This is a genomic window from Arthrobacter sp. RCC_34 (assembly GCF_041360795.1).
Classification (GTDB): domain Bacteria; phylum Actinomycetota; class Actinomycetes; order Actinomycetales; family Micrococcaceae; genus Arthrobacter_E.
Window position 1 is genome coordinate 1,231,840 of record NZ_JBFUPW010000001.1, and the last position, 20,210, is coordinate 1,252,049.

The window sequence follows — 20,210 nt, forward strand, 5'->3', positions numbered from 1 at the left end:
CGTTGCGGTTATCCATGGAACCCACTTTTACCCTAGGGTTTTATGTCATGAGCGAAGTCCTCCAGTTGAGCCATGTCTCGGTGCGCCGGGGCCGGAAAACACTTCTGAACGATGTTTCCTGGCAGGTCAACGACGGCGAGCGGTGGGTGGTGCTCGGTCCGAACGGCGCGGGCAAGACCACGCTGCTCCAGCTGGCGGGTGCGCGGATGCACCCGAGCGACGGCACGGTGGACATCCTCGACGAGCGCCTCGGCCGCGTAGACGTCTTCGAACTGCGTCCCCGGATCGGGCTCTCCTCGGCCGCCCTCGCCAACCACATCCCGGAGGACGAGACCGTTCTGAACGTGGTGGTCACCGCCGCTTACGGCGTGACGGGCCGCTGGCGTGAGGGGTATGAGCGCGCCGACGAGCGCCGCGCCTTCCGCCTCCTGAACGCCTGGGGCATGGGACCTCTCCTCAACCGTCAGTTCGCCACGCTGAGCGAAGGCGAACGCAAGCGCACCCAGATCGCGCGTGCCCTCATGACCGACCCCGAGCTGCTCCTCCTCGACGAGCCCGGCGCCGGCCTGGATCTCGGCGGACGCGAGGAGCTCGTCGCCGAGCTGTCCAAGCTCGCCGCCGATCCAATGTCCCCGGTGACCATCCTGGTGACGCATCACCTGGAGGAGGTCCCACCGTCGTTCACGCATGCCCTGCTGCTGCGTGACGGCGAGGTGGTGACCGCCGGTCCGATCGCCGATGTGCTGACCGAGGACCACCTCAGCACCACCTTCGGCCTGCCGCTGACCGTCACACACGACGCCGGACGGTACACCGCCCGCGCCCGCGCCTAGGAGCCGCCCGTCATGGAGTGGCTGCACGGTGCGCTGATCTTCCTCGCGGGCATCTGGGCCGGGACCATCAACACGGTGGTGGGCTCGGGCACGCTCGTGACCTTCCCCGTGCTGGTCGCCCTGGGAACGGCGCCCGTGACGGCATCCATCAGCAACGCTATGGGCCTGATCGCCGGCAACGTCTCCGGCGCCCTCGGATACCGGAAGCAGTTGCAGGGCCGCTGGCGGTCGCTGGCCACCCTCATGCCGGCCTCGCTGCTCGGCGGGGTCACCGGCGCCTACCTCCTGCTGCACCTCCCGGAGGAGGTGTTCCAGTACGTCGCCCCGGTGCTGATCGTGTGCGCGCTCCTCCTGGTGGTCTTCCAGCCCCGGCTGCAGCGCTGGGTCCGGAACCGCGAGCAGGTGCCGGGCAATGCCCTCAAGGACAAGAACCACGGAGTCCTGCTCCTGATCCTGGTGTTCCTGGCGGGCGTCTACGGAGGCTACTTCGTGGCCGCGCAGGGCGTGCTGCTGGTGGGCATCCTCGGGGTCTTCATGGCCGGCACCATGCAGCAGGCCAACGCGATGAAGAACTTCCTGGTCCTCGCGGTCAACGTCGTCGCGGCGGTGTCCTATCTGCTGTTCGCCTTCGACCGGATCAGCTGGCCCGTGGTGGCCCTCATCGCGGTCTCGTCCCTGATCGGCGGCCTGCTGGGCGCGAAGATCGGGCAGAAGCTCAAGCCCGTGGTGCTCCGCACCGTGATCGTGGTGCTGGGCCTCCTGGCGCTGGCCGTGATGCTGGGCAAGCTGCTGGCATAATCCTTGGGTGCCCTTCATCGCCCTTGAGAACGCCTCCGATCCCCGCATCGCCGACTACCGCAACCTCACCGACGTCCAGCTGCGCCTGAAGACCGAACCCGAGCGCGGCCTCTACATCGCGGAGTCGTCCCGCGTGGTGCGGCGGGCCATCGCCGCCGGCCATCGGCCCCGTTCCTTCTTCCTCACGGAGAAGTGGATCAAGGACCTCGCCGACATCCTCGAACAGTTCCCCGACGTCCCGGCGTACGTGGGGGAGTCCTCGGTCCTGGAGGAGATCACCGGCTTCCACCTCCACCGGGGCGCCCTGGCCGCGATGGAGCGGCCCGCACCCCGTGCGCTGCAGGAGGTGCTCGACGGCGCGCGGCGGGTCGCCGTGCTGGAGGACATCACGGACCACACGAACCTCGGGGCCATGTTCCGCAGCGCCGCCGGCTTGGGCATCGACGCGGTGCTGGTGACGCCGCGATGCGCCGACCCGCTGTACCGCCGGTCGATCCGCGTGAGCATGGGCACGGTCTTCCAGGTGCCGTGGGCCCGGCTGGACTCCTGGCCCGACGGGATCGGGGAGCTTCAGGCGGCGGGCTTCACGGTGGCCGCCATGGAACTCACGCCGGAGTCCCTGACCATCGACGCCCTCGCGGCGCGCAGCCCGGAACGGCTCGCCCTGATCCTCGGGACCGAGGGCGCCGGCGTCACGCCCGAGGCGCTGGAGGCAGCCGACGTCGCGGTGGAGATCCCCATGCGCCCCGGCGTGGACTCGCTCAATGTGGCGGCGGCGTCCGCTGTCGCGTTCTGGGAGCTGCGGGCGCGCTGACAGCCGGTGCGGCACCCGGTCCGCGTTGCTACCGTGGAGTCATGAGCGAAGCACTGGATGAGGGACCGTTCTATCACGGCACCAAAGCCGATCTGAAGGCCGGAGATCTTCTCACGGCGGGGTTCCGGTCCAATTACAAGCCGGAGATCGTGATGAACCACATCTACTTCACCGCCCTGCGGGACGGGGCCGGGCTGGCCGCGGAACTCGCCGCAGGGGAGGGCGAGCCGCGGGTGTATCTCGTGGAGCCGACCGGCGACTTTGAGAACGATCCGAACGTCACGGACAAGAAGTTCCCCGGCAACCCCACTCGCTCCTACCGCAGTACGGAACCCCTGCGGATCCTCGGCGAAGTGAACGACTGGACGCAGCTGACCCCGGAGGCGCTGCAGGGCTGGCGCGACCGGCTTGCGGCGATCCGAGCGGACGAGCGCGCAGAGATCATCAACTGACCTCTCCGGTTGGCCCGGGCAGGGGCCGATGCTGTAGAGTTGATAGCTGGCCGTCATGGCCACCGAATCATCCCTGCTGCTGGCAAAATCCAGTGGCGCGAACAAAGGCCCCAAGATGAAGTCTGATATCCACCCGAAGTACCAGGCCATCGTTTTCAACGATCTGGCTTCCGGCGTCAAGTTCCTGACCCGCTCCACCGCGACCTCCTCGAAGACCATCGAGTGGGAAGACGGCAACACCTACCCCGTCATCGACGTGGAAGTTTCCTCTGAGTCGCACCCGTTCTACACGGGCAAGCAGCGCATCATGGACTCCGCCGGCCGCGTGGAGCGCTTCAACGCTCGCTTCAAGGGCTTCGGCAAGAAGTAATCTCCTTGCCTTCCCGGAAGGGGTCACAGCTCGGCTGTGGCCCCTTTCGGCGTTAACGGGCAGGCGGCGCTGACGGGCAGGCTGCGGCAACCCTCAAGCCGAGGGCGATAGGCTGGACAACATGCCGAAGTGTCATGGTGAGTTCAAGGTTCCCGGAGGAAAACTGGTCGTCGCGGACCTGGAGGTGAGCGACGGAAAACTGGCGGACGTCTCCATCAGCGGGGACTTCTTCCTGGAGCCGGACGAGGCCCTGGACGCCATCAACGCCGCAATCGAAGGCTCGCCCGCGGACTCTCCCTCCAGCGTCCTGGCGAGCCGGATCAAGGATGCGCTGCCGGTCAACGCGCAGCTCTTCGGTTTCAGCCCGGAATCCGTCGCCACGGCCGTCCGGCGGGCCCTGGGCCTGGCCAGCACCTGGCGGGATCACGAGTGGGAGCTGATCGGCCCCGGCGTTCTGCCCACCGAGGTGAACGTCGCCCTCGACGAGGTGCTCACCCGGGCCGTCGGGGCGGGGGAGCGCCGTCCCGCGCTGCGCTTCTGGGACTGGGAGGAGACCGCCGTCGTCATCGGCAGCTTCCAGTCGTACCGCAATGAGCTGAACCCCGAGGGCGTCGCCCGCCACCATGTCAACGTGGTGCGCCGCATCAGCGGCGGCGGGGCGATGTTCATGGAGGGCGGCAACTGCATCACGTACTCGCTGTACCTGCCGCAGAGCCTCGTGGACGGGCAGAGCTTCGAAGCGTCGTACGCCTTCCTGGACGCCTGGGTCATCGAGGCGCTCGAACGGGTGGGCGTGAAGGCCCGTTACGTCCCCCTCAACGACATCGCGACGGACCAGGGCAAGATCGGCGGCGCGGCCCAGAAGCGGCTCGCCAACGGCGGCATGCTGCACCACGTGACCATGAGCTACGACATCGACGCGGACAAGATGGTGGAGGTCCTGCGGATCGGGCAGGAGAAGCTCTCGGACAAGGGCACGCGGAGCGCGAAGAAGCGTGTGGATCCGCTCAAGCGCCAGGCCGGCCTGGACCGGCTGGCGATCATCGACGTGATGATGGAGGTCTTCGCCGAACGGTACGGCGCTATCCGCGCCGAACTCAGCGAGGCCGAGCTGGCCGCTGCGCGCGAGCTCGCCGCGAGCAAGTTCTCCACGCCCGAGTGGCTGCACCGCGTGCCATGAGGGGCACCATCCTGGCGCTCGGCGGTGGCGGGTTCTCCATGTCCGAGGACGGCGCCTCCCTGATCGATGATCAGATCCTCGCCCTGAGCGGCTCGTCCCGGCCGAACGTCTGCTTCGTGCCGACCGCGAGCGGCGACGACGGCGGCTACATCCGGCGCTTCGAGGACGCCTTCCGCGGGCGCGCGACGACGTCGGTGCTCTCGCTCTTCTGCCGGGACCCGTGGGGATACACCGACCCGGCCATGCTCCTCGACCAGGACGTGATCTATGTGGGCGGCGGCTCCACCGTCAACCTCCTGGAATTGTGGAGACGGCACGGCGTGGCGGAACTGGTCGAGCAGGCCGCGGCGCAGGGCACCGTGCTGGCCGGTATCAGTGCCGGGATGAACTGCTGGTACGAGGCGTCCTCGACTGACTCCTTCGGGGCCCTGGCTCCCCTGAACGATGGGCTCGGTCTGCTGCGGGGGAGCGCCTGCCCGCACTACCGCGGCGAGCCGGGACGCCGCGAGCGGTACCTGGGCTGGGTCGCCGACGGTGCCCTCCCGGCGGGCTACACGGTCGACGACTACGCCGCCCTGCTCTTCCGGGACGGTGAGTTGGAGGGTGGCTTCGCGGAGCGCCCGGGCAGCCAGGCCTTCCGTGTGGAGCTCGACGGCGGGGCCGCCGTCGAACGCGAGATCCCGCTGCAGCTGCTCGGCTGAGCCAGGGCCATTCCGACTCGACGGCCCTTTGAGGGCATCGCTTCGCGGTCACTCACCATCAGAAACCGGCGATCGGCGCCGCTGCGTGACTGACGGGCACCACGTGAGTGACCCATTGTGGCCCGTCTCCGAGATGCAAGAGGTACGACGTCGGGTCAGCCCGGTAGTGGGGAACCGAGCCGTCGAGCGTCAGGCCGGAGGCGAGGTACGTGCTGGGGGCGACCGCCAGCATCGTGCCCGCGAACGGGGCCGTGACCGCGCGGTGAACATGCCCGGCCAGCACTCGCACGACGTGAGGATGGCGAGCGATGACGTCGGCCAACTTGTCCTCATCCTCCAGGCGCATGCCGTCCAGGAAGGGAATCCCGACCGGTGCCGGCGGGTGATGCAGAGCAACGAAGACCGGCTTCGCTCGGAGTGAGGCCAAGGTGCCGTCCAGCCAGTAGAGCTGTTCGGGTCCCAGCCTTCCGGACGGAACCCCGGCCTGCCAGGAATCCAACACCACCAGGGCGAAACCTGCGAATTCCTCGACGTAATGGGTGGACGTTGACCGTCCCAGAAGGTCTGACCCTCCGAAGGCCGCCACGAGGTCGCCAGGTTCGTCGTGGTTACCCGCCACGAGCTTCAGCGGCAAGGGGAATCCCGCGACGACTTCCTGAAGGACCCGGTATTCCTCAGCGGTGCCGTGCTCGACCAGATCGCCCGTGATCACCACGCAGTCAGGCGGAGGATCAAGAGCCAGCACTGAGCGGAGTGCCGTGTGCAGAGCCTCGGCCGGAGAGGAGACCAACGCACCTGCGCGAAGGTGGGAGTCACTGAGGTGTGCGATCGAGTAGCTCACCCTCGCACTTTGTCGCATGGGTCGTGATGCGTCAACGTGTTCCTCCAACAGCAGAGCCGGCCGTCCCAGGGGACGACCGGCTCTCCGGGGAGTCACGCCTTGATGATCAGCCCGCCGCCTGTGCCCTCAGGGCACGGACCAGCTTGTCCCGCTCCTCGAGGATGAGGCGGCGGAGTGCGCGCGGGGCATCCTCGTGAGCGGCGAGCCACTCGTCGCACTGCACGACCACAGGGTGCTCGGCCGGCGCCTGGTCGGGGGCGAGATCCTGTGCGTCCGGGAAGAACCCGAGGACCAGGCGGCTCGCCATCCCGATGCTCATGGAGCCCCACACGCTGGTCAGCCGCTCGAAGTACGGCTCCACGTACGGTGCCAGGAGCTTGCCGGAACCGGTCATGAAACCGGCGATCGTCGCGCTGAAGTTGCGGTTGGAGAGCTCGGTGTCCGGGCCGCACGCGGCCCAGGCCTCGGCCTTGGCCTCGGCGGTCGGCCGGGCCGCGACTGCCAGAGCGTGCCCGGCGCGGGCGTCCGCGTTGTCCTCGCGGGCCAGCTCCGCGTCGAGCGCGGGCCGGTCCAGTCGTCCGTGGGCTGCCAGGGCCTGCAGCGCAGCCCAGCGGAGCTTGGTGTCCAGGACCAGCCCGTCCACCTGGCGGCCACCGCCCAGCAGGCCGGTGATCAGGTGAAGTGCCTCGCCGCTGTGCAGGCTGAGAGCCATGACGCAGCGCGCCCAGGCGAGCTGGGCATCCGAGCCGGCTTCAGCGTCCTGAAGGCGCGCGACGGCGGTCCGCGTCAGTTCGTCTCGCAGCGCGTCGCGGCCGTCGGCCGGCACGTAGTGGTTGACCGCGAAGACGGCGTTGCTCAGCACCGACTGGAGGACGCCGATGGTGCTCTCCATGTGAGCGAAGCGCATCGCCATGCGGAGGTACTCCTCGGCCGGGCGCTGGCCGTCCCGGGTGGCGCTCCACACGGCGTTCCAGGCCAGAGCCCGCGCCATCGGATCATCCAGACGATCGAGCTGCCCGGTGACGGTCTCGTAGGAGACGTCGTCCAGCCGGATCTTGGCGTAGCTCAGGTCGTCGTCGTTCAGCAACGCCAGGGCGGGACGGGCGCGGCCGGTCAGGGCTTCGACCTCCGTCTCGGCGCCGTCGACGTCGAGGTCCAGCACTTCGGTGCGGACCAGGCGTCCCGTGGCGTCCGGCTCGTACAGGCCGAGACGCAAGCGATGCGGGCGCAGCGAGGTGGCGCCGGTGACGGGGTCCACAGCGTCCTGGACGATGCCCGCGGCGGTGATGACGCCGTCGTCGTCCTGGATCTCCAGACGCAGCGTCGAGATACCGGAGGTCTCCAGCCAGGCCTCAGACCAGGACGCGAGTTCCTTGCCGGACGCGGCGTCCAGTTCGTGGAGCAGATCGGCCAGGGTGGTGTTGCCGAACTCGTGGCGCTTGAAGTAGCTGCGGGCGCCCTCGACGAAGGCGTCGAAGCCCACATACGCGACCAGCTGCTTGAGCACCGCGGCGCCCTTGGCGTAGGTGATGCCGTCGAAGTTCTGCTTGGCGGCTTCCAGATCGGGGATGTCCGCGACGATCGGGTGCGTCGTGGGCAGCTGATCCTGCACATAGGCCCAGGCCTTGCGCTGGTTGGCGAAGTTCACCCAGGAGGTCGTGAAGTCACTGGCACGGTCGACGCCGAGGGTGCCCATGAAGTCCGCGAAGGACTCCTTGAGCCACAGATCGTCCCACCACTGCATGGTCACGAGGTCGCCGAACCACATGTGCGCCATCTCGTGCAGCAGGGTGTTGGCGCGCTGCTCGTACTGGGCCTGCGTGGCCTTCGATGCGAAGACGTACTCTTCGGTGAACGTGACGAGGCCGGGGTTCTCCATGGCGCCGAGGTTGTACTCGGGCACGAACGCTTGGTCGTACTTGCCCCAGGGGTAGGGGTAGTCGAAGAGCTCGGAGAAGAAGTCCAGGCCGCGCTTGGTCTGGGCGAACAGCGTCGCCGTGTCGAAGGACTCCGCCAGGGAGGCGCGGCAGTACAGCGCGAGCGGCACCACGAGCGGTTCGCCGTCGACATCCGTGCCGGTCCAGCTGTCCTCGGCCGTGAAGTACGGGCCGGCGAGCACCGCGGTGATGTAGGTGCTGAGCGGCAGGGTCTCGGCGAAGTCCCAGCGTGCGGCCCGTGCGTCGCTGGCCAGGGGGGTGCGGGCCGTCTCGGCGCCGTTCGACGCGACGTGCCAGTGCGCCGGGGCCGTGACGTGGAAGGTGTAGCGGGCCTTCAGGTCGGGCTGTTCGAAGTTCGCGAACACGCGCCGGGCGTCCGCCGGCTCGTACTGGGTGTACAGGTAGGTCTTGCCGTCCGCGGGATCGACGTAACGGTGCAGGCCCTCGCCGGAGCGGCTGTAGAGGGCGCGGGCCAGGACCGTGACCTGGTTGAGTTCCCGGAGGCCGTCCAGACGGATCCGGCTGCCGTCGACCACTTCGTCCACGGGCAGCTTCTTGCCGTTCAGGAACACCGCCTGGACGCTGTCCCCGATGAAGTCCAGGAACGTGGAGCCGCCGGGGGTCGCCTCGAAGGTGATGACGCTTTCGCTGGGGAACCAGGCGACGGCCGGGTCCTCGGCGTCGCGGACGTCCAGGGTCACGTCATAGCTGAGGGTCTTCACCGCGGCGGAGCGGTCCTGCGCCTCGAGGCGTTTCAGATTCTGGTTTTGCACCCGAACATTTAACCATGCACGGCGGCCACGGCCGGTGAAGTGGCGCCTTCACCGGCCAGCCGCCGTCACTTCGTCACGATGAGCAGGTCACCAGGGGGAGGGCTTGTAGTCCTTCAGGAAGACCCCGTACTGGTCCTCGCCCGCCTCTCCCATCACGATCGGGTCGTAGACCCGGGCCGCGCCGTCGACCAGGTCCAGGGGCGCGTGGAAGCCCTCGTCCATGAGCCGGACCTTGGTGTAGTGCGGGCGCTCGTCCGTGATCCAGCCGGTGTCCACGGCGGTCATGAGGATCTGATCGCTCTCGAACATCTCGCCCGCACTCGTCCGGGTCATCATGTTCAGGGACGCCTTCGCCATATTGGTGTGCGGGTGGCCCGGTCCCTTGTAGGCGCGGGAGAACTGACCCTCCATGGCGCTCACGTTGACCACGTACTTGCGCCGGGCGGTGGACCGCCGCATGGCATCCCGCAGGCGGCTGACCAGCAGGAAGGGTGCGGTCACGTTGCAGAGCTGCACTTCCAGCATCTCCAGCGGGTCCACCTGGTCCACCACCTGCGTCCACGAGTTGATGGTGGCGAGGTCGGGGACCAGACCGCCGGCGTCAATGGCGGTGCCGGCCGCGATGCGGTCGAGCGACGCCGAGCCCGTCGAGAGCGCGAGCGACGTGATCGCATCCCCCGCCAGCACGGGGTGCTCAAGGACGCTGGACGCCAGGGCGAGGGGGTGCTTGTCATGGGCGTGCCCGAAGGTCACCAGCTCCGGTCCGCCGTTGCCCTCCTGCAGGGCTGCGGGCAGGGACTCGTCTTCGGCCTCCACGAGCGGCTGGTAGGCGTTGCCGGAGCGGCGCACGGTCTGGGCCGCGTTGTTGATGATGATGTCGAGCGGTCCGGCGGCGGCGACGGAGTCGGTGAGGGCCATGACCTGGGAGGGATCACGCAGGTCGATGCCCACGATCCGCAGGCGGTGCAGCCACTCGGCGCTGTCCTCCATGGCGGCGAAGCGGCGCGCCGCATCCTTGGGGAACCGTGTGGTGATCGTCGTGTGGGCGCCGTCGCGCAGCAGCCTCAGCGCGATGTACATGCCGATCTTCGCGCGGCCGCCCGTCAGCAGTGCGCGGCGTCCCGTGAGGTCGGTGCGTGCGTCCCGCTTGGCGTGGCTCATGGCGGCGCAGTCCGGGCAGAGCTGGTGGTAGAAGGCATCCACCTGGGTGTAGTGCTGCTTGCAGATGTAGCAGGGGCGGGACCTGATGAGGTGCCCCGCGATCTCACCCGTCGCCGAACTCGACAGCTTGTTGCCGCGGGTCTCGTCGTCGATCCGGTCCGGGGCGGCGGTGGCGGTGAGCGCCATGACGGAGCGGTCCGCTTCGGCGATCGCGTCGCGCTTCTCGTTGCGCCGGTGCCGCTTCACGGCCTTGAACATCTTGCCGGTGGCGCGACGGACGGCGATGTAGTCCGGATCCTCTTCGTCATAGACGTGGATCGTGTTGAGGACTTTGAGGCAGGCTTCGATCTCATCCGGTGTGAGTTCGGGGGTGGTCATTTCCCCTATTTTAGTGGGCGCGGCCCACTGCTCGGAACGCGAGCGACGGCGGCCCGCACGGGACCGCCGTCGCTCACTGTGAATCTGTGCAGCCGGGCGCTAGGAGCCCTTCGCGTTCAGCGTCACCGCTGCTGCGGCGTCGTCGGCGGAGTCCGCGTCCTCGTCGGCCGGCGCCTCCGTGGTCTCGGTCTGCACCAGGGAGACCTTGTCGATCGCGGCCTTGAGCTCGTCGTACTCCTCGACGGCGGCCTTCACGCTCTCCGGCACGGTGCCCCGCAGGCTCCGGGACAGGGCGAGCTCATCCTCATCCGGTTCCGGAACCGGTTGCCCCTTGGACAGCACCGTGATCCCGGATTCGGTGACCTTGAAGCCACGGGCCTCGTCCAGGTCCCGGTCGACGCCGATCGTGGCGCCCTTCGGGATCCTCACGTTCTTGTCCAGGATGGCCCGGCGCACGATGGCCCCTTCACCCACGTACACGTTGTCCATCAGCACGGAGTCCAGCACGCGGGCCCCGGCCTCGATGTACGCGTCGTTGGAGAGCACCGAGCCTTCGACGATGCCGCCGGACACCACCACGCCGTTGGCGACGATGGAGTCCAGCGCGGTGCCGACCGTGTTGTTGCGGCCCTTCACGAACTTGGCCGGCGGGGAGATGGTCTGGCGGGTGAAGATCGGCCAGTCGCGGTTGTAGAGGTTGAACACCGGCACGGGGGAGATGAGGTCCATGTGGGCGTCGTAGAACGAGTCGATGGTGCCCACGTCGCGCCAGTAGGTGCGGTCCCGTTCGGTGGCGCCGGGGATTGAATTGGTGGTGAAGTCGTACACGCCGGCCTCGCCGCGGGAGACGAAGTGGGGGATGATGTCCCCGCCCATGTCGTGCTTCGTGTCGGTGCGCTCGGCATCGAGCGTCAGGGCCTCCACCAGGGCGTCCGCGTCGAAGACGTAGTTGCCCATGGATGCGAGGAACTGATCCGGAGCGGCGGCCAGGCCGGGGGTGCTCGTGGGCTTCTCCACGAAAGCGGAGATCTTGGAGGCGTCCTCCTGATCCACCTCGATCACGCCGAACTGGTCGGCCATCTCGAGCGGCTGGCGGACGGCGGCGACGGTCGCCTTCGCGCCGCTGGCCACGTGCTGCGCCACCATCTGCTGGAAGTCCATGCGGTACACGTGGTCCGCGCCGACGACGACCACGATGTCAGGCTGCGCGTCGTGGATCAGGTTCAGGGACTGGTAAATCGCGTTGGCGCTGCCGAGGAACCAGCTCTTGCCGATGCGCTGCTGTGCCGGCACCGAGGCCACATAATTCTGCAACTGGGTGGACAGGCGCCACGTCTCGGAAATATGCCGGTCAAGGCTGTGGGACTTGTACTGCGTCAGCACCACGATCTTGAAATAACCGGAGTTCACCAGGTTTGACAAAGCAAAGTCAATCAGTCGGTAGCTGCCCGCGAAGGGCACCGCCGGTTTAGCCCGGTCAGCCGTGAGCGGCATGAGCCGGTTGCCCTCTCCGCCGGCCAGGACTATTGCAAGGACTTTTTTCAGTGCCATATGGGTACTCCTGCGTACGTTCCGAGTGTGACGGCCGTCATGTAGACCACCGAACAGCTTTCACACTAGATCAGTTGGGCACTTGGGACTACGTTGTAAACGTGCGAATCGATATTGTTTCCAAAGAATTTCCGCCTGATATTTATGGCGGTGCCGGAGTGCACGTTGCCGAGCTGAGTCGCGTCCTCGCTTCGCACGTTGATCTGCGGGTCCACGCCTTCGGCGCGCCCCGCGACACCGACTTCCACGGCGCCACGGTCAGCACTTATGCGACCCCCGCCGAGCTGCAGGATGCGAATCCGGCGGTCCAGACGCTCGGCGTCGATCTGAGCATCGTGCCGGACGTCGCCGGAGCCGACCTCGTCCACTCCCACACCTGGTATGCCAATATGGCCGGCCACCTCGCCTCGCTGCTGCACGGCATCCCGCACGTCCTGAGCGCTCACAGCCTGGAGCCGCTCCGGCCCTGGAAGGCCGAGCAGCTGGGCGGCGGCTACCGCCTCAGCTCGTGGGTCGAACAGACCTCGTACGAGGCTGCGGCCGCCATCATCGCCGTCTCCGAAGGCATGCGCCAGGACATCCTGCGCTGTTACCCCAACGTCGACCCGGCCAAGGTCCACGTGGTGCACAACGGCATCGACGTCTCCCTCTGGGAACGCGATGAGGACGACGACGCCGTCCGCGCCCTGGGCATCGACCCGTCGCGTCCCAGCGTGGTCTTCGTCGGCCGCAACACGCGCCAGAAGGGCGTCCCGTATCTGCTGCGGGCGGCTCAGCAGCTTCCCCCCGATGTCCAGCTTGTCCTGTGCCTCGGTGCGGCGGACACCCCGGAGCTCGCGGCCGAGACCGCCGAGCTGATCGCCGGTCTCCAGGCTGAGCGGGACGGCGTCGTGGTCGTCGAGCGCATGCTCCCGCGCCGTGAACTCATCCAGGTGCTGAGTCACGCGACCGCCTTCGCGTGCCCGTCCATCTACGAGCCGCTCGGCATCGTCAATCTGGAGGCCATGGCGTGCGGCGCCGCCGTCGTCGCGAGTGCGACCGGTGGCATCCCCGAGGTCGTGGCGCACGGCGAAACCGGTCTGCTCGTGCCGCTGGAACAGGTCACGGACGGCACGGGGACGCCGCTGGATCCGCAGAAGTTCGTCAATGACTTCGCGGCCGCGCTCAACGAGGTCGTCTCCGACCCGGAGAAGGCCCGCACGATGGGCCGGGCGGGACGCCGCCGGGCCGAGGAGAACTTCTCCTGGGACTCGATCGCCCAGACGACCCTGGACGTCTACCGCACGGTGCTGCCCCAGGGCGGCGACCAGAGCTGACGGTTATGCGAAAGCCCCCTGCACCGTGCGGCGCAGGGGGCTTTCGCATAACGGGCTACTTCCTCTTGGCGCGTTCCAGGAGGACCTTCTCGTCCACCGGGGCGTCTCCGGAGGCCCGGAGGGTGCGGTAGTAGGCACGGGCCTCGTCCTGACGGACCAGCTCGGCGCCGCTGCCCACGGTGGAGCGGAGGTGCTCCTGGCCGTAGCCGAAGGCGTCCACCAGATCCAGGGCGTGGGGACGGAGGCGCACCAGCAGGCGGTTGATGTAGTCGCCGACGGTGCGGGCGCGCTGCATCGACAGGCGGCCGTTCATCAGGTACCAGGAGAGGTGCTTCTCGATCAGCGAGAGGCCGAACAGATCGCGGACCCAGGTCAGGACCTCGCGGGTGCCGGCGTCCTCGATGCCGCGCAGGCCCTCGGTGAAGGCCTCCCACTGCAGCAGCTCGGCATGCGCACGGGCCGCCTCGATCAGCTGGTCCTGGTGCTCGTTGAACAGGGCAGCGGCCTTGGCCTGCGGCAGCTTGTTCGCACCCTTGAGCGCGGCGCCCACCTCGGCGACCATGCTCTGAACGCGGCTGGTCAGCAGAGCCCGCTGGCTCTCCTCGTCCTTGAGCGCCAGGGCGGATTTCTGCGGCAGGCCGGTGTCGGCCACGAACTGCGCCACCTGGCGCAGCCCGGTGCGGTTGAGCGCGACGTCGGACGCCTGAGCCGCGACGAAGCGCGCCATGACGCCGAAGTCGACGTTCCGGAACTCCTTGGCGTAGTCGGCCAGCAGGCGCTTGGCCACGAGCTGGAGCAGCACGGTGTTGTCACCTTCGAACGTCGCGTAGACGTCGAGGTCCGCGCGGAGCGAGGCGAAACGGTTCTCGATCAGGAACCCTGCGCCGCCGCAGGCCTCACGGCACTCCTGCAGGGTGTCCAGGGCGTGCCAGGTGCTGAGCGGCTTGAGGGCCGCGGCCAGCGTCTCCAGATCCTGGCGGTCCTCGTCCGTGTCCTGCTTGCCGGAGAACACGGCGTCGAACTTCTCGAGCAGCTGCTCGTGGGCGAAGCTCGCCGCGTAGGTGGTGGCGAGCCGGGTGAAGAGCCGGCGCTGGTGGCGCTGGTAGTCCAGGAGCACCTCTTCGTCCACGGGGGAACCGGCGTTGAACTGGCGGCGCTGGCTCGCGTAGCGGATGGCCGAGGCCAGCGCGATCTTGCTGGCGGCGACGCTCGCGCCGTCCAGGGAGACGCGGCCTTGCACGAGGGTGCCGAGCATGGTGAAGAAGCGGCGGCCCGGGCTCGCGATGGGGGAGGTGTACGTGCCGTCGGCGGCGACGTCGCCGTAGCGGTTGAGCAGGTTCTCGCGGGGGATCCGCACCTGGCTGAAGTGCAGGCGGCCGTTGTCGATGCCGTTGAGGCCGCCCTTGACGCCGTCGTCCTCGCCGCCGATGCCGGGCAGGAACTCCTTGGTCTCGGCGTCACGGATCGGGACGTAGAAGGCGTGGACCCCATGGTTGACACCCTGGGTGATCAGCTGGGCGAAGACCACGGCGGCGATGCCGTCCTTGGCGGCGTTGCCGAGGTAGTCCTTCCACGCCGCCTTGAACGGCGTGTTGATCACGAACTCTTCCGTGGCCGGATCGTACGTGGCCGTGGTGCCGATGCTCGCGACGTCCGAACCGTGGCCCATCTCGGTCATGGCGAAGGCGCCGGGCGTCTCGAGGGACATGATGGACGGCAGCCAGTTCTCGTGGTGCTTCTCCGTGCCGAGGTGCAGCACCGCGGCGCCGAACAGGCCCCACTGGACACCGGCCTTGATCTGCAGCGAAGGATCGGCGGTCACCAGTTCTTCGAAGCCGGCGATGTTCCCGCCGTGGTCATCGGAGCCGCCGAAGCGCGCGGGGAACGCGCGGTGCACGGCGCCGTGATCCACGAGTCCCTTCAGCTGCTCGAACACCCGTGCGCGGTGCTCCACGTGGGTGATGCCTTCGATCTTGTGGAACTCCTCCTTGCCGGCCAGGGCCCGCGCTTCGCGACGGACCTCCGCCCAGGTGCCGAGGAGACGTTCGCCCAGGAGCGCGACGTCCACCCGGGGTTCCTTACCGGCGTCCTGCTTCTCACTGCGGCGCACGTTCTGGAGTGCTTCAGTCATGGTGCTCTTCCTTTCCGGTGGTCGGGGCAGGCCCGGGTGCGGAGCCCGCGTGCCTGGATTCGTGTGATTGGTCGGTGGTGACGGGCGCCGCGACCATGGGCCGCACGCCGTCGACGAGCCAGGAGGTGAGGGTGGTCGCCATCTCCGCCTGGCTGGGCCGCTGGGGGCCGGTCGGGCTCAGGAGCCACTGTTCGCCAGCCGCTCGCACCAGCCCGATGGCGGCGCGGGGCCAGTAGTCCAGCAGGGCCCCGGGCTCGGCCAGGAGCTCTTCCATGGGCTGGGCGATCATGTCCGTCACGGCGTTGAGGAAGTGGCCGAAGGTGGCGTCCTGTGCAGGACCCGGCCCATCACTCTCTCCGGTGCCGCGTTGCGTCACGAACGCGTAGACGTTGGGGGAGGTCTCGGCCATCTGGAGATAGGCGTTCACCATCGCGAACAGACCCTCAGCGGGGGAGGTCGCTTCCTGGACGGCTTCGCGGATCCTCGCCTGCATGCGGTCCAGGACCACTTCACCGACGGCCTGCTGCAAGCCGGACTTATCGCCGAAGTAGCGGTAGAACACCGATTTGGAGGTGCCGGCGGAGGAGGCGATGTCCTCCATGGACGCTTCCGGTCCGAGGCGGTGCACTGCTCGCCGGGCGGCGCGGATCAGTTCCGCACGGCGCTGAAGGCGGTGGTGCTGCCAGCGGGCGGCGCGGCCGTCCGTGCTGGCGGGGGATTCGTCGTCGCCGGGCGCCTCGGGTTCTGCCGGGAAAGGCTGCCGGGACGCGGCGCGCTGCTGTGTGGCGGGGTTCACGATACCCAGCGTATCAGGTACGCTGGGTATCAGTAACTCTTCGATTGGAAACCCTGCCGCACGGGCGCCGGAAAGCCGCCCGTGCAGAACGGAGCGGAACATGACCACCGTACGGAAGGCCGTCGTCGTCGGCGGCAATCGCATCCCCTTCGCCCGCGCCAATGGCGCGTACGCCACCGCCTCCAATCAGGACATGCTGACCGCGGCTCTGGACGGGCTCGTGGCGCGGTTCGGACTGCAGGGTGAGCGCGTCGGCGAGGTGGCCGCCGGGGCCGTGCTGAAGCACTCGCGCGATTTCAATCTGACCCGTGAAGCGGTCCTGGGTTCGGCACTCGCGCCCGACACCCCCGCCTACGATCTTCAGCAGGCTTGCGCCACCGGTCTGGAGACCGTGCTGGGGCTCGCCAACAAGATCAAGCTCGGGCAGATCGACTCGGCCATCGCCGGTGGCGTCGATTCGGCGTCGGACGCCCCGATCGCCGTGAGCGAAGGCCTCCGCCGGATCCTGCTGGAACTGAACCGTGCCAAGACCGCTCAGCAGAAGCTCAAGGCCCTGTCCAAGCTGCGCCCCAAGGACCTCGCGCCCAACGCTCCCGGCACCGGTGAGCCGCGCACTGGGCTGTCCATGGGCGAACACCAGGCGATCACTACGGCGGAGTGGGGCATCACCCGCGAAGCGCAGGACGAACTCGCCCTGGCCAGCCACAAGAACCTGGCCGCCGCTTACGACCGCGGCTTCTTCGAGGATCTCGTCACCGCCTACCGCGGTCTGAGCCGTGACTCGAACCTCCGTGCGGACACTTCGCTGGAGAAGCTCGCCAAGCTCTCGCCCGTGTTCGGCAAGAGCCTGCCCACCCCTGCGACCATGACCGCCGGCAACTCGACGCCCCTCACGGACGGCGCCTCCGCCGTGCTCCTGGCCTCCGAGGAATGGGCCGATGCGCACGAGCTGCCGAAGCTCGCCACGGTGCTGGACGGCGAGGCCGCAGCCGTCGACTTCGTGCACGGCAAGGAAGGGCTCCTCATGGCGCCGGCCTACGCCGTGCCGCGGATGCTCGCGCGTCAGGGGCTGACCTTCGATGACATCGACTTCTTCGAGATCCACGAGGCCTTCGCCGGAACGGTCCTGAGCACCCTCGCTGCGTGGGAGGACCCGGAGTTCTGCCGCGACCGCCTCGGCCTGGACGCGCCGCTCGGTGCGATCGACCGTGCGAAGCTCAACGTCAACGGCTCCTCGCTGGCCGCGGGCCACCCCTTCGCGGCCACGGGCGGCCGCATCGTCGCCACCCTCGCCAAGGCCCTGCACGAGAAGGGCCAGGTGGACGGCCGTCCGGCGCGCGGCCTCGTCTCGGTCTGCGCGGCCGGCGGTCAGGGTGTCGTCGCGATCCTCGAAGCATACTGAGCGGCAGGAACGGAACATGGCAGACAAGTACACCGAATTCGTCAGCCGCGGCTTCGGCCGCGACCTCGCCCGGAAGCTGGGGCTGCCCCAGCCGGCGGTCCTGCGTCGCTACACCCCGGGCCAGTCACTCCTCGAGGGACCCGTGGTGGTGCTCGGCCGTGGCACCGGCGCCGACGGAGTGGCTTCCGAACTGCTGGGCTGGGGCCTGGACGTCCGGCGTTCCGTGGGCGGCGCGGAGAAGCTCGCCGCGCTCGTCCTGGTGCTCGACGCACTGACCCACCCCTCGGATCTTTCGGCGCCGGTGCTGGAGGCGGGTCAGCTGCTGCGCCAGCTCCGCCCCTCGGCGCGCGTGGTCACCCTCTCGCGGGAACCTCGCACGGCGAGTGACCCGGCGACGTCGGCGGCCCGGCGCGCCGTGGACGGCTTCGTCCGGTCCCTGGCCAAGGAGCTCCGGGCCGGGGCGACGGCCAACGGTCTCGTGCTGGAAGAGGACGTCCCCGCGGACAGCCCGGCAGCGCTCGGAGCGCTCCGTTTCTTCCTCTCGGCGCGCTCGGCCTTCGTGGACGGCCAGTTCCTCGAGATCACCGACGCGCCGGCCGTGCCGGACGGAGGCGAGCGGCCCCTGGAAGGGCGGGTCGCCGTCGTCACGGGCGCCGCGCGGGGCATCGGCGCCGCGATCGCCACGACCCTCAGCCGCGACGGCGCGCGCACCATCCTGGTGGACGTCCCGGCGGCGGGGGAGCAGCTGGCGCAGGTGGCGAACCGCGTGGGCGGCATCGCCCTGCAGGCGGACATCACCGCCCTGGACGCCGCGGCGAAGATCCTGGCTCTGGCCGAGGAGCGCTTCGGCCGCCTGGACATCGTGGTGCACAACGCGGGCATCACCCGGGACAAGCTCCTGGCCAACATGGACCCCGCCCGCTGGGACAGCGTCGTCGCCGTCAACATCGCCTCGCAGCTGCGCATGAACGAGGCGTTCCTCGCCTCGGAGCTGTTCAGCGACCGGCCGCGCATCGTGAGCCTGGCCTCCACCTCCGGCATCGCCGGCAACCGGGGCCAGACCAACTATGGCGCGTCCAAGGCGGCCGTGATCGGCATGGTGCAGGCGACCGCCGCGAGCATGTCCCGACTCGGCGGCACCATCAACGCCGTGGCCCCCGGTTTCATCGAGACCGAGATGACAGCGCGCATCCCCTTCGCCACCCGCGAGGTGGCGCGGCGCCTGAACTCGCTTCAGCAGGGCGGACAGCCCGGTGATGTGGCGGAGGCGATCGCCTTCCTCGCGAGCGACGCCGCCGGTGGTGTCAACGGCGAGGTGCTGCGGGTCTGCGGACAGAATCTGGTGGGGGCATGAGCGGCGAGCAAACGGTCATCCTGCAGGAGATGCCGTCGCTGGCCAAGCTGTACCTCAACGCGGCCGGAGCTGCGGCCAAGCAGCGGCTCCTGAAGAAGGAACAGCCCGTCGTCGTGCCGCGTGCCGTGCACGAGGTGCAATCGGTGACGGTGGACATCGAGCACGTCACCGCCTTCCAGCGGCTGGTCCACGGGACGGTCCGCTCCGAGCTGCCGTCCGCGTACGTTCACACGCTGGCGTTCCCGGTCGCGATGAGCGTCATGACCCGTGACGACTTCCCATTGCCGCTGCTCGGGCTCGTCCACCTGGAGAACACGGTGGAGCACTACGACGCCATCCCGTTCGGCGCCCGCCTCACGGTGCGCGCCCACGCGGAGGGCTTGCGGGCTCATCGCTCCGGGACCCTGGTGGACATGGTGGCGGATGTGCTCGACGCCGGCACGGGGGAACTCCTGTGGCGTGGCACCTCGCGCTACCTGGCCAAGGGGGTCTTCCTTCCCGGCGTCGACACCGCCGTGCCCGCTCCCGAGCGGGAGGACTTCCGCCCGCCGGTGCCCACGGGACTCTGGCGGCTGGGCGTGGACACGGGCCGGGACTATGCCGCGGTGTCCGGTGACTACAACCCCATCCACCTCAGCTCGCTGAGTGCTAAGGCGCTCGGCATGAAGACCTCGATCGCGCACGGGATGTACTCCGTGGCGCGGGCGCTGGCCGAGTCCGGCCACGACAGCGACGCCGGGGTCCGGTGGCACGTCACCTTCGAAGCGCCGGTGTACCTGCCCGCCACAGTCGCGGTCGGCATCCGCGACGAGGAAGCGGACGGCGCGTGGTCCGGCACGGAGTTCCAGGCGTGGAACCAGCGCAGCGCCCGGAGGCACTTCCACGGAACCGTGGATCCACTGAGCGGGCCGGAGTCCTGACCCGTTGACGACGCGAGGGCCGGTGGCTGGGAGATCTCCCGGCCACCGGCCCTTCGTGTGTCAGCCTCATGTGTCAGCCTGACCTCGTGTCCGGACGACAGAAGTGCCTGGAAGACAGAAGTGCCTGGAACACAGAAGTGGCCGGCCCCTCAAGGGACCGGGCACTTCCGCTGTGACGGACTCGGTGAGTCCTAGTCGACGACGACTTCCTTCTCCAGGAGACGGGAGGTCTCGTCGTGCCATTCACGGCTCAGGGGCTTCAGAGTCGCTTCGACCGCACGGGCGTGGTGCCCGCAGAAGAGAAGCTCTCCACCAGAGGCCTCAAGCACCACCCGGACAAATGCCTGGGCGCCGCAACGGTCGCAACGGTCAGCCGCGTTGAGCGTACGTTCCGCAATTGCTGTTGACATCGGGGCCTCCTTCGAAAGTTCTGTACGTCTATATAACCAGCGGACAGGCCCGATACATGCCACAATTCGGTCTCTTTCGCTCTGCGCGTAGT

At 68.5% G+C, this 20,210-nt stretch carries 18 protein-coding genes; 11 read left to right on the top strand and 7 right to left on the bottom strand.

Going from position 1 to position 20,210, the window contains the following annotated elements; all coding sequences use genetic code 11:
* Nucleotides 1-47: 47 nt before the first annotated feature.
* The 7 genes from AB6732_RS05810 to AB6732_RS05840 all read left to right on the top strand — a co-directional run bounded on the left by AB6732_RS05810 (nucleotide 48) and on the right by AB6732_RS05840 (nucleotide 5,148).
* Nucleotides 48-833: an ABC transporter ATP-binding protein gene (locus AB6732_RS05810; RefSeq protein WP_370959079.1), complete on the top strand. Its 786-nt coding sequence runs from the start codon at nucleotides 48-50 to the stop codon at nucleotides 831-833.
* Nucleotides 834-845: 12 nt separating this feature from the next.
* The gene (locus AB6732_RS05815) at nucleotides 846-1,631 is read left to right on the top strand and encodes a sulfite exporter TauE/SafE family protein (protein WP_307497064.1); all 786 of its coding nucleotides are present in this window, start codon (nucleotides 846-848) and stop codon (nucleotides 1,629-1,631) included.
* Nucleotides 1,632-1,638: 7 nt separating this feature from the next.
* Nucleotides 1,639-2,445 carry a TrmH family RNA methyltransferase gene (locus AB6732_RS05820; RefSeq protein WP_370959080.1) on the top strand — a complete coding sequence of 269 codons (807 nt, stop codon included), beginning with the start codon at nucleotides 1,639-1,641 and terminating at the stop codon, nucleotides 2,443-2,445.
* Nucleotides 2,446-2,486: 41 nt separating this feature from the next.
* The gene (arr, locus tag AB6732_RS05825; RefSeq protein ID WP_370959081.1) at nucleotides 2,487-2,897 is read left to right on the top strand and encodes an NAD(+)--rifampin ADP-ribosyltransferase; all 411 of its coding nucleotides are present in this window, start codon (nucleotides 2,487-2,489) and stop codon (nucleotides 2,895-2,897) included.
* Nucleotides 2,898-3,012: 115 nt separating this feature from the next.
* Complete coding sequence (locus AB6732_RS05830; protein WP_066213029.1) at nucleotides 3,013-3,267, top strand: type B 50S ribosomal protein L31; 255 nt, start codon at nucleotides 3,013-3,015, stop codon at nucleotides 3,265-3,267.
* A 121-nt stretch (nucleotides 3,268-3,388) separates the two neighbouring features.
* Nucleotides 3,389-4,447, top strand: a complete 1,059-nt coding sequence (locus AB6732_RS05835; RefSeq protein ID WP_370959082.1) for a biotin/lipoate A/B protein ligase family protein — start codon at nucleotides 3,389-3,391, stop codon at nucleotides 4,445-4,447.
* Nucleotides 4,444-5,148, top strand: a complete 705-nt coding sequence (locus tag AB6732_RS05840; RefSeq protein ID WP_370959083.1) for a Type 1 glutamine amidotransferase-like domain-containing protein — start codon at nucleotides 4,444-4,446, stop codon at nucleotides 5,146-5,148. The genes AB6732_RS05835 and AB6732_RS05840 overlap by 4 nt, the downstream gene beginning before the upstream one ends.
* A 58-nt stretch (nucleotides 5,149-5,206) precedes the next feature.
* On the opposite strand, the gene AB6732_RS05845 is transcribed toward AB6732_RS05840, so the two are convergent.
* From AB6732_RS05845 to glgC, 4 genes are all read right to left on the bottom strand, one after another.
* Nucleotides 5,207-5,989 carry a phosphodiesterase gene (locus AB6732_RS05845; RefSeq protein WP_370959084.1) on the bottom strand — a complete coding sequence of 261 codons (783 nt, stop codon included), beginning with the start codon at nucleotides 5,987-5,989 and terminating at the stop codon, nucleotides 5,207-5,209.
* A gap of 106 nt (nucleotides 5,990-6,095) precedes the next feature.
* Entirely contained in the window at nucleotides 6,096-8,699 is a 2,604-nt protein-coding gene (pepN, locus tag AB6732_RS05850) for an aminopeptidase N (RefSeq protein ID WP_370959085.1), read from the bottom strand.
* Nucleotides 8,700-8,786: 87 nt separating this feature from the next.
* Nucleotides 8,787-10,238 (bottom strand): SDR family NAD(P)-dependent oxidoreductase, encoded by a 1,452-nt coding sequence (locus AB6732_RS05855; RefSeq protein ID WP_370959086.1) that lies wholly within the window; start codon nucleotides 10,236-10,238, stop codon nucleotides 8,787-8,789.
* A gap of 99 nt (nucleotides 10,239-10,337) precedes the next feature.
* Nucleotides 10,338-11,789 (bottom strand): glucose-1-phosphate adenylyltransferase, encoded by a 1,452-nt coding sequence (glgC, locus tag AB6732_RS05860; RefSeq protein WP_370959087.1) that lies wholly within the window; start codon nucleotides 11,787-11,789, stop codon nucleotides 10,338-10,340.
* 101 nt (nucleotides 11,790-11,890) lie between these two features.
* On the opposite strand from glgC, the gene glgA reads away from it, so the two are divergent.
* Nucleotides 11,891-13,105, top strand: coding sequence for a glycogen synthase (gene glgA / locus AB6732_RS05865; RefSeq protein WP_370959088.1), 1,215 nt, complete (start codon nucleotides 11,891-11,893; stop codon nucleotides 13,103-13,105).
* Nucleotides 13,106-13,160: 55 nt separating this feature from the next.
* Here glgA and AB6732_RS05870 read toward each other — a convergent pair whose 3' ends face one another.
* Nucleotides 13,161-15,236, bottom strand: coding sequence for an acyl-CoA dehydrogenase (locus tag AB6732_RS05870; RefSeq protein WP_370959089.1), 2,076 nt, complete (start codon nucleotides 15,234-15,236; stop codon nucleotides 13,161-13,163).
* Entirely contained in the window at nucleotides 15,229-16,032 is an 804-nt protein-coding gene (locus AB6732_RS05875) for a TetR/AcrR family transcriptional regulator (protein ID WP_370959090.1), read from the bottom strand. Before AB6732_RS05875 ends, AB6732_RS05870 begins: the two co-directional genes overlap by 8 nt.
* 100 nt (nucleotides 16,033-16,132) lie before the next feature.
* On the opposite strand from AB6732_RS05875, the gene AB6732_RS05880 reads away from it, so the two are divergent.
* The 3 genes from AB6732_RS05880 to AB6732_RS05890 are packed head-to-tail and all read left to right on the top strand — an operon-like array spanning nucleotide 16,133 to nucleotide 19,708.
* Nucleotides 16,133-17,434 (top strand): acetyl-CoA C-acetyltransferase, encoded by a 1,302-nt coding sequence (locus tag AB6732_RS05880; protein WP_370959091.1) that lies wholly within the window; start codon nucleotides 16,133-16,135, stop codon nucleotides 17,432-17,434.
* A 16-nt stretch (nucleotides 17,435-17,450) separates the two neighbouring features.
* The gene (locus AB6732_RS05885) at nucleotides 17,451-18,788 is read left to right on the top strand and encodes a 3-oxoacyl-ACP reductase (RefSeq protein WP_370959092.1); all 1,338 of its coding nucleotides are present in this window, start codon (nucleotides 17,451-17,453) and stop codon (nucleotides 18,786-18,788) included.
* A complete protein-coding gene (locus tag AB6732_RS05890; protein ID WP_370959093.1) occupies nucleotides 18,785-19,708 on the top strand; it encodes a MaoC/PaaZ C-terminal domain-containing protein in 924 nt (307 codons plus the stop codon). Before AB6732_RS05885 ends, AB6732_RS05890 begins: the two co-directional genes overlap by 4 nt.
* Nucleotides 19,709-19,899: 191 nt before the next feature.
* Here AB6732_RS05890 and AB6732_RS05895 read toward each other — a convergent pair whose 3' ends face one another.
* On the bottom strand, nucleotides 19,900-20,118 hold the full coding sequence (locus AB6732_RS05895) for a hypothetical protein (RefSeq protein ID WP_066212230.1): 219 nt from the start codon (nucleotides 20,116-20,118) through the stop codon (nucleotides 19,900-19,902).
* Nucleotides 20,119-20,210: the final 92 nt, after the last annotated feature.

Coding starts and splice junctions, on each gene's coding strand:
- glgC (WP_370959087.1), bottom strand. CDS start 11,789: ATGGCACTGAAAAAAGTCCTTGCAATAGTCCTGGCCGGCGGAGAGGGC.
- AB6732_RS05810 (WP_370959079.1), top strand. CDS start 48: ATGAGCGAAGTCCTCCAGTTGAGCCATGTCTCGGTGCGCCGGGGCCGG.
- AB6732_RS05870 (WP_370959089.1), bottom strand. CDS start 15,236: ATGACTGAAGCACTCCAGAACGTGCGCCGCAGTGAGAAGCAGGACGCC.
- AB6732_RS05880 (WP_370959091.1), top strand. CDS start 16,133: ATGACCACCGTACGGAAGGCCGTCGTCGTCGGCGGCAATCGCATCCCC.
- AB6732_RS05855 (WP_370959086.1), bottom strand. CDS start 10,238: ATGACCACCCCCGAACTCACACCGGATGAGATCGAAGCCTGCCTCAAA.
- AB6732_RS05890 (WP_370959093.1), top strand. CDS start 18,785: ATGAGCGGCGAGCAAACGGTCATCCTGCAGGAGATGCCGTCGCTGGCC.
- AB6732_RS05830 (WP_066213029.1), top strand. CDS start 3,013: ATGAAGTCTGATATCCACCCGAAGTACCAGGCCATCGTTTTCAACGAT.
- AB6732_RS05895 (WP_066212230.1), bottom strand. CDS start 20,118: ATGTCAACAGCAATTGCGGAACGTACGCTCAACGCGGCTGACCGTTGC.
- AB6732_RS05835 (WP_370959082.1), top strand. CDS start 3,389: ATGCCGAAGTGTCATGGTGAGTTCAAGGTTCCCGGAGGAAAACTGGTC.
- AB6732_RS05885 (WP_370959092.1), top strand. CDS start 17,451: ATGGCAGACAAGTACACCGAATTCGTCAGCCGCGGCTTCGGCCGCGAC.
- AB6732_RS05840 (WP_370959083.1), top strand. CDS start 4,444: ATGAGGGGCACCATCCTGGCGCTCGGCGGTGGCGGGTTCTCCATGTCC.
- arr (WP_370959081.1), top strand. CDS start 2,487: ATGAGCGAAGCACTGGATGAGGGACCGTTCTATCACGGCACCAAAGCC.
- AB6732_RS05815 (WP_307497064.1), top strand. CDS start 846: ATGGAGTGGCTGCACGGTGCGCTGATCTTCCTCGCGGGCATCTGGGCC.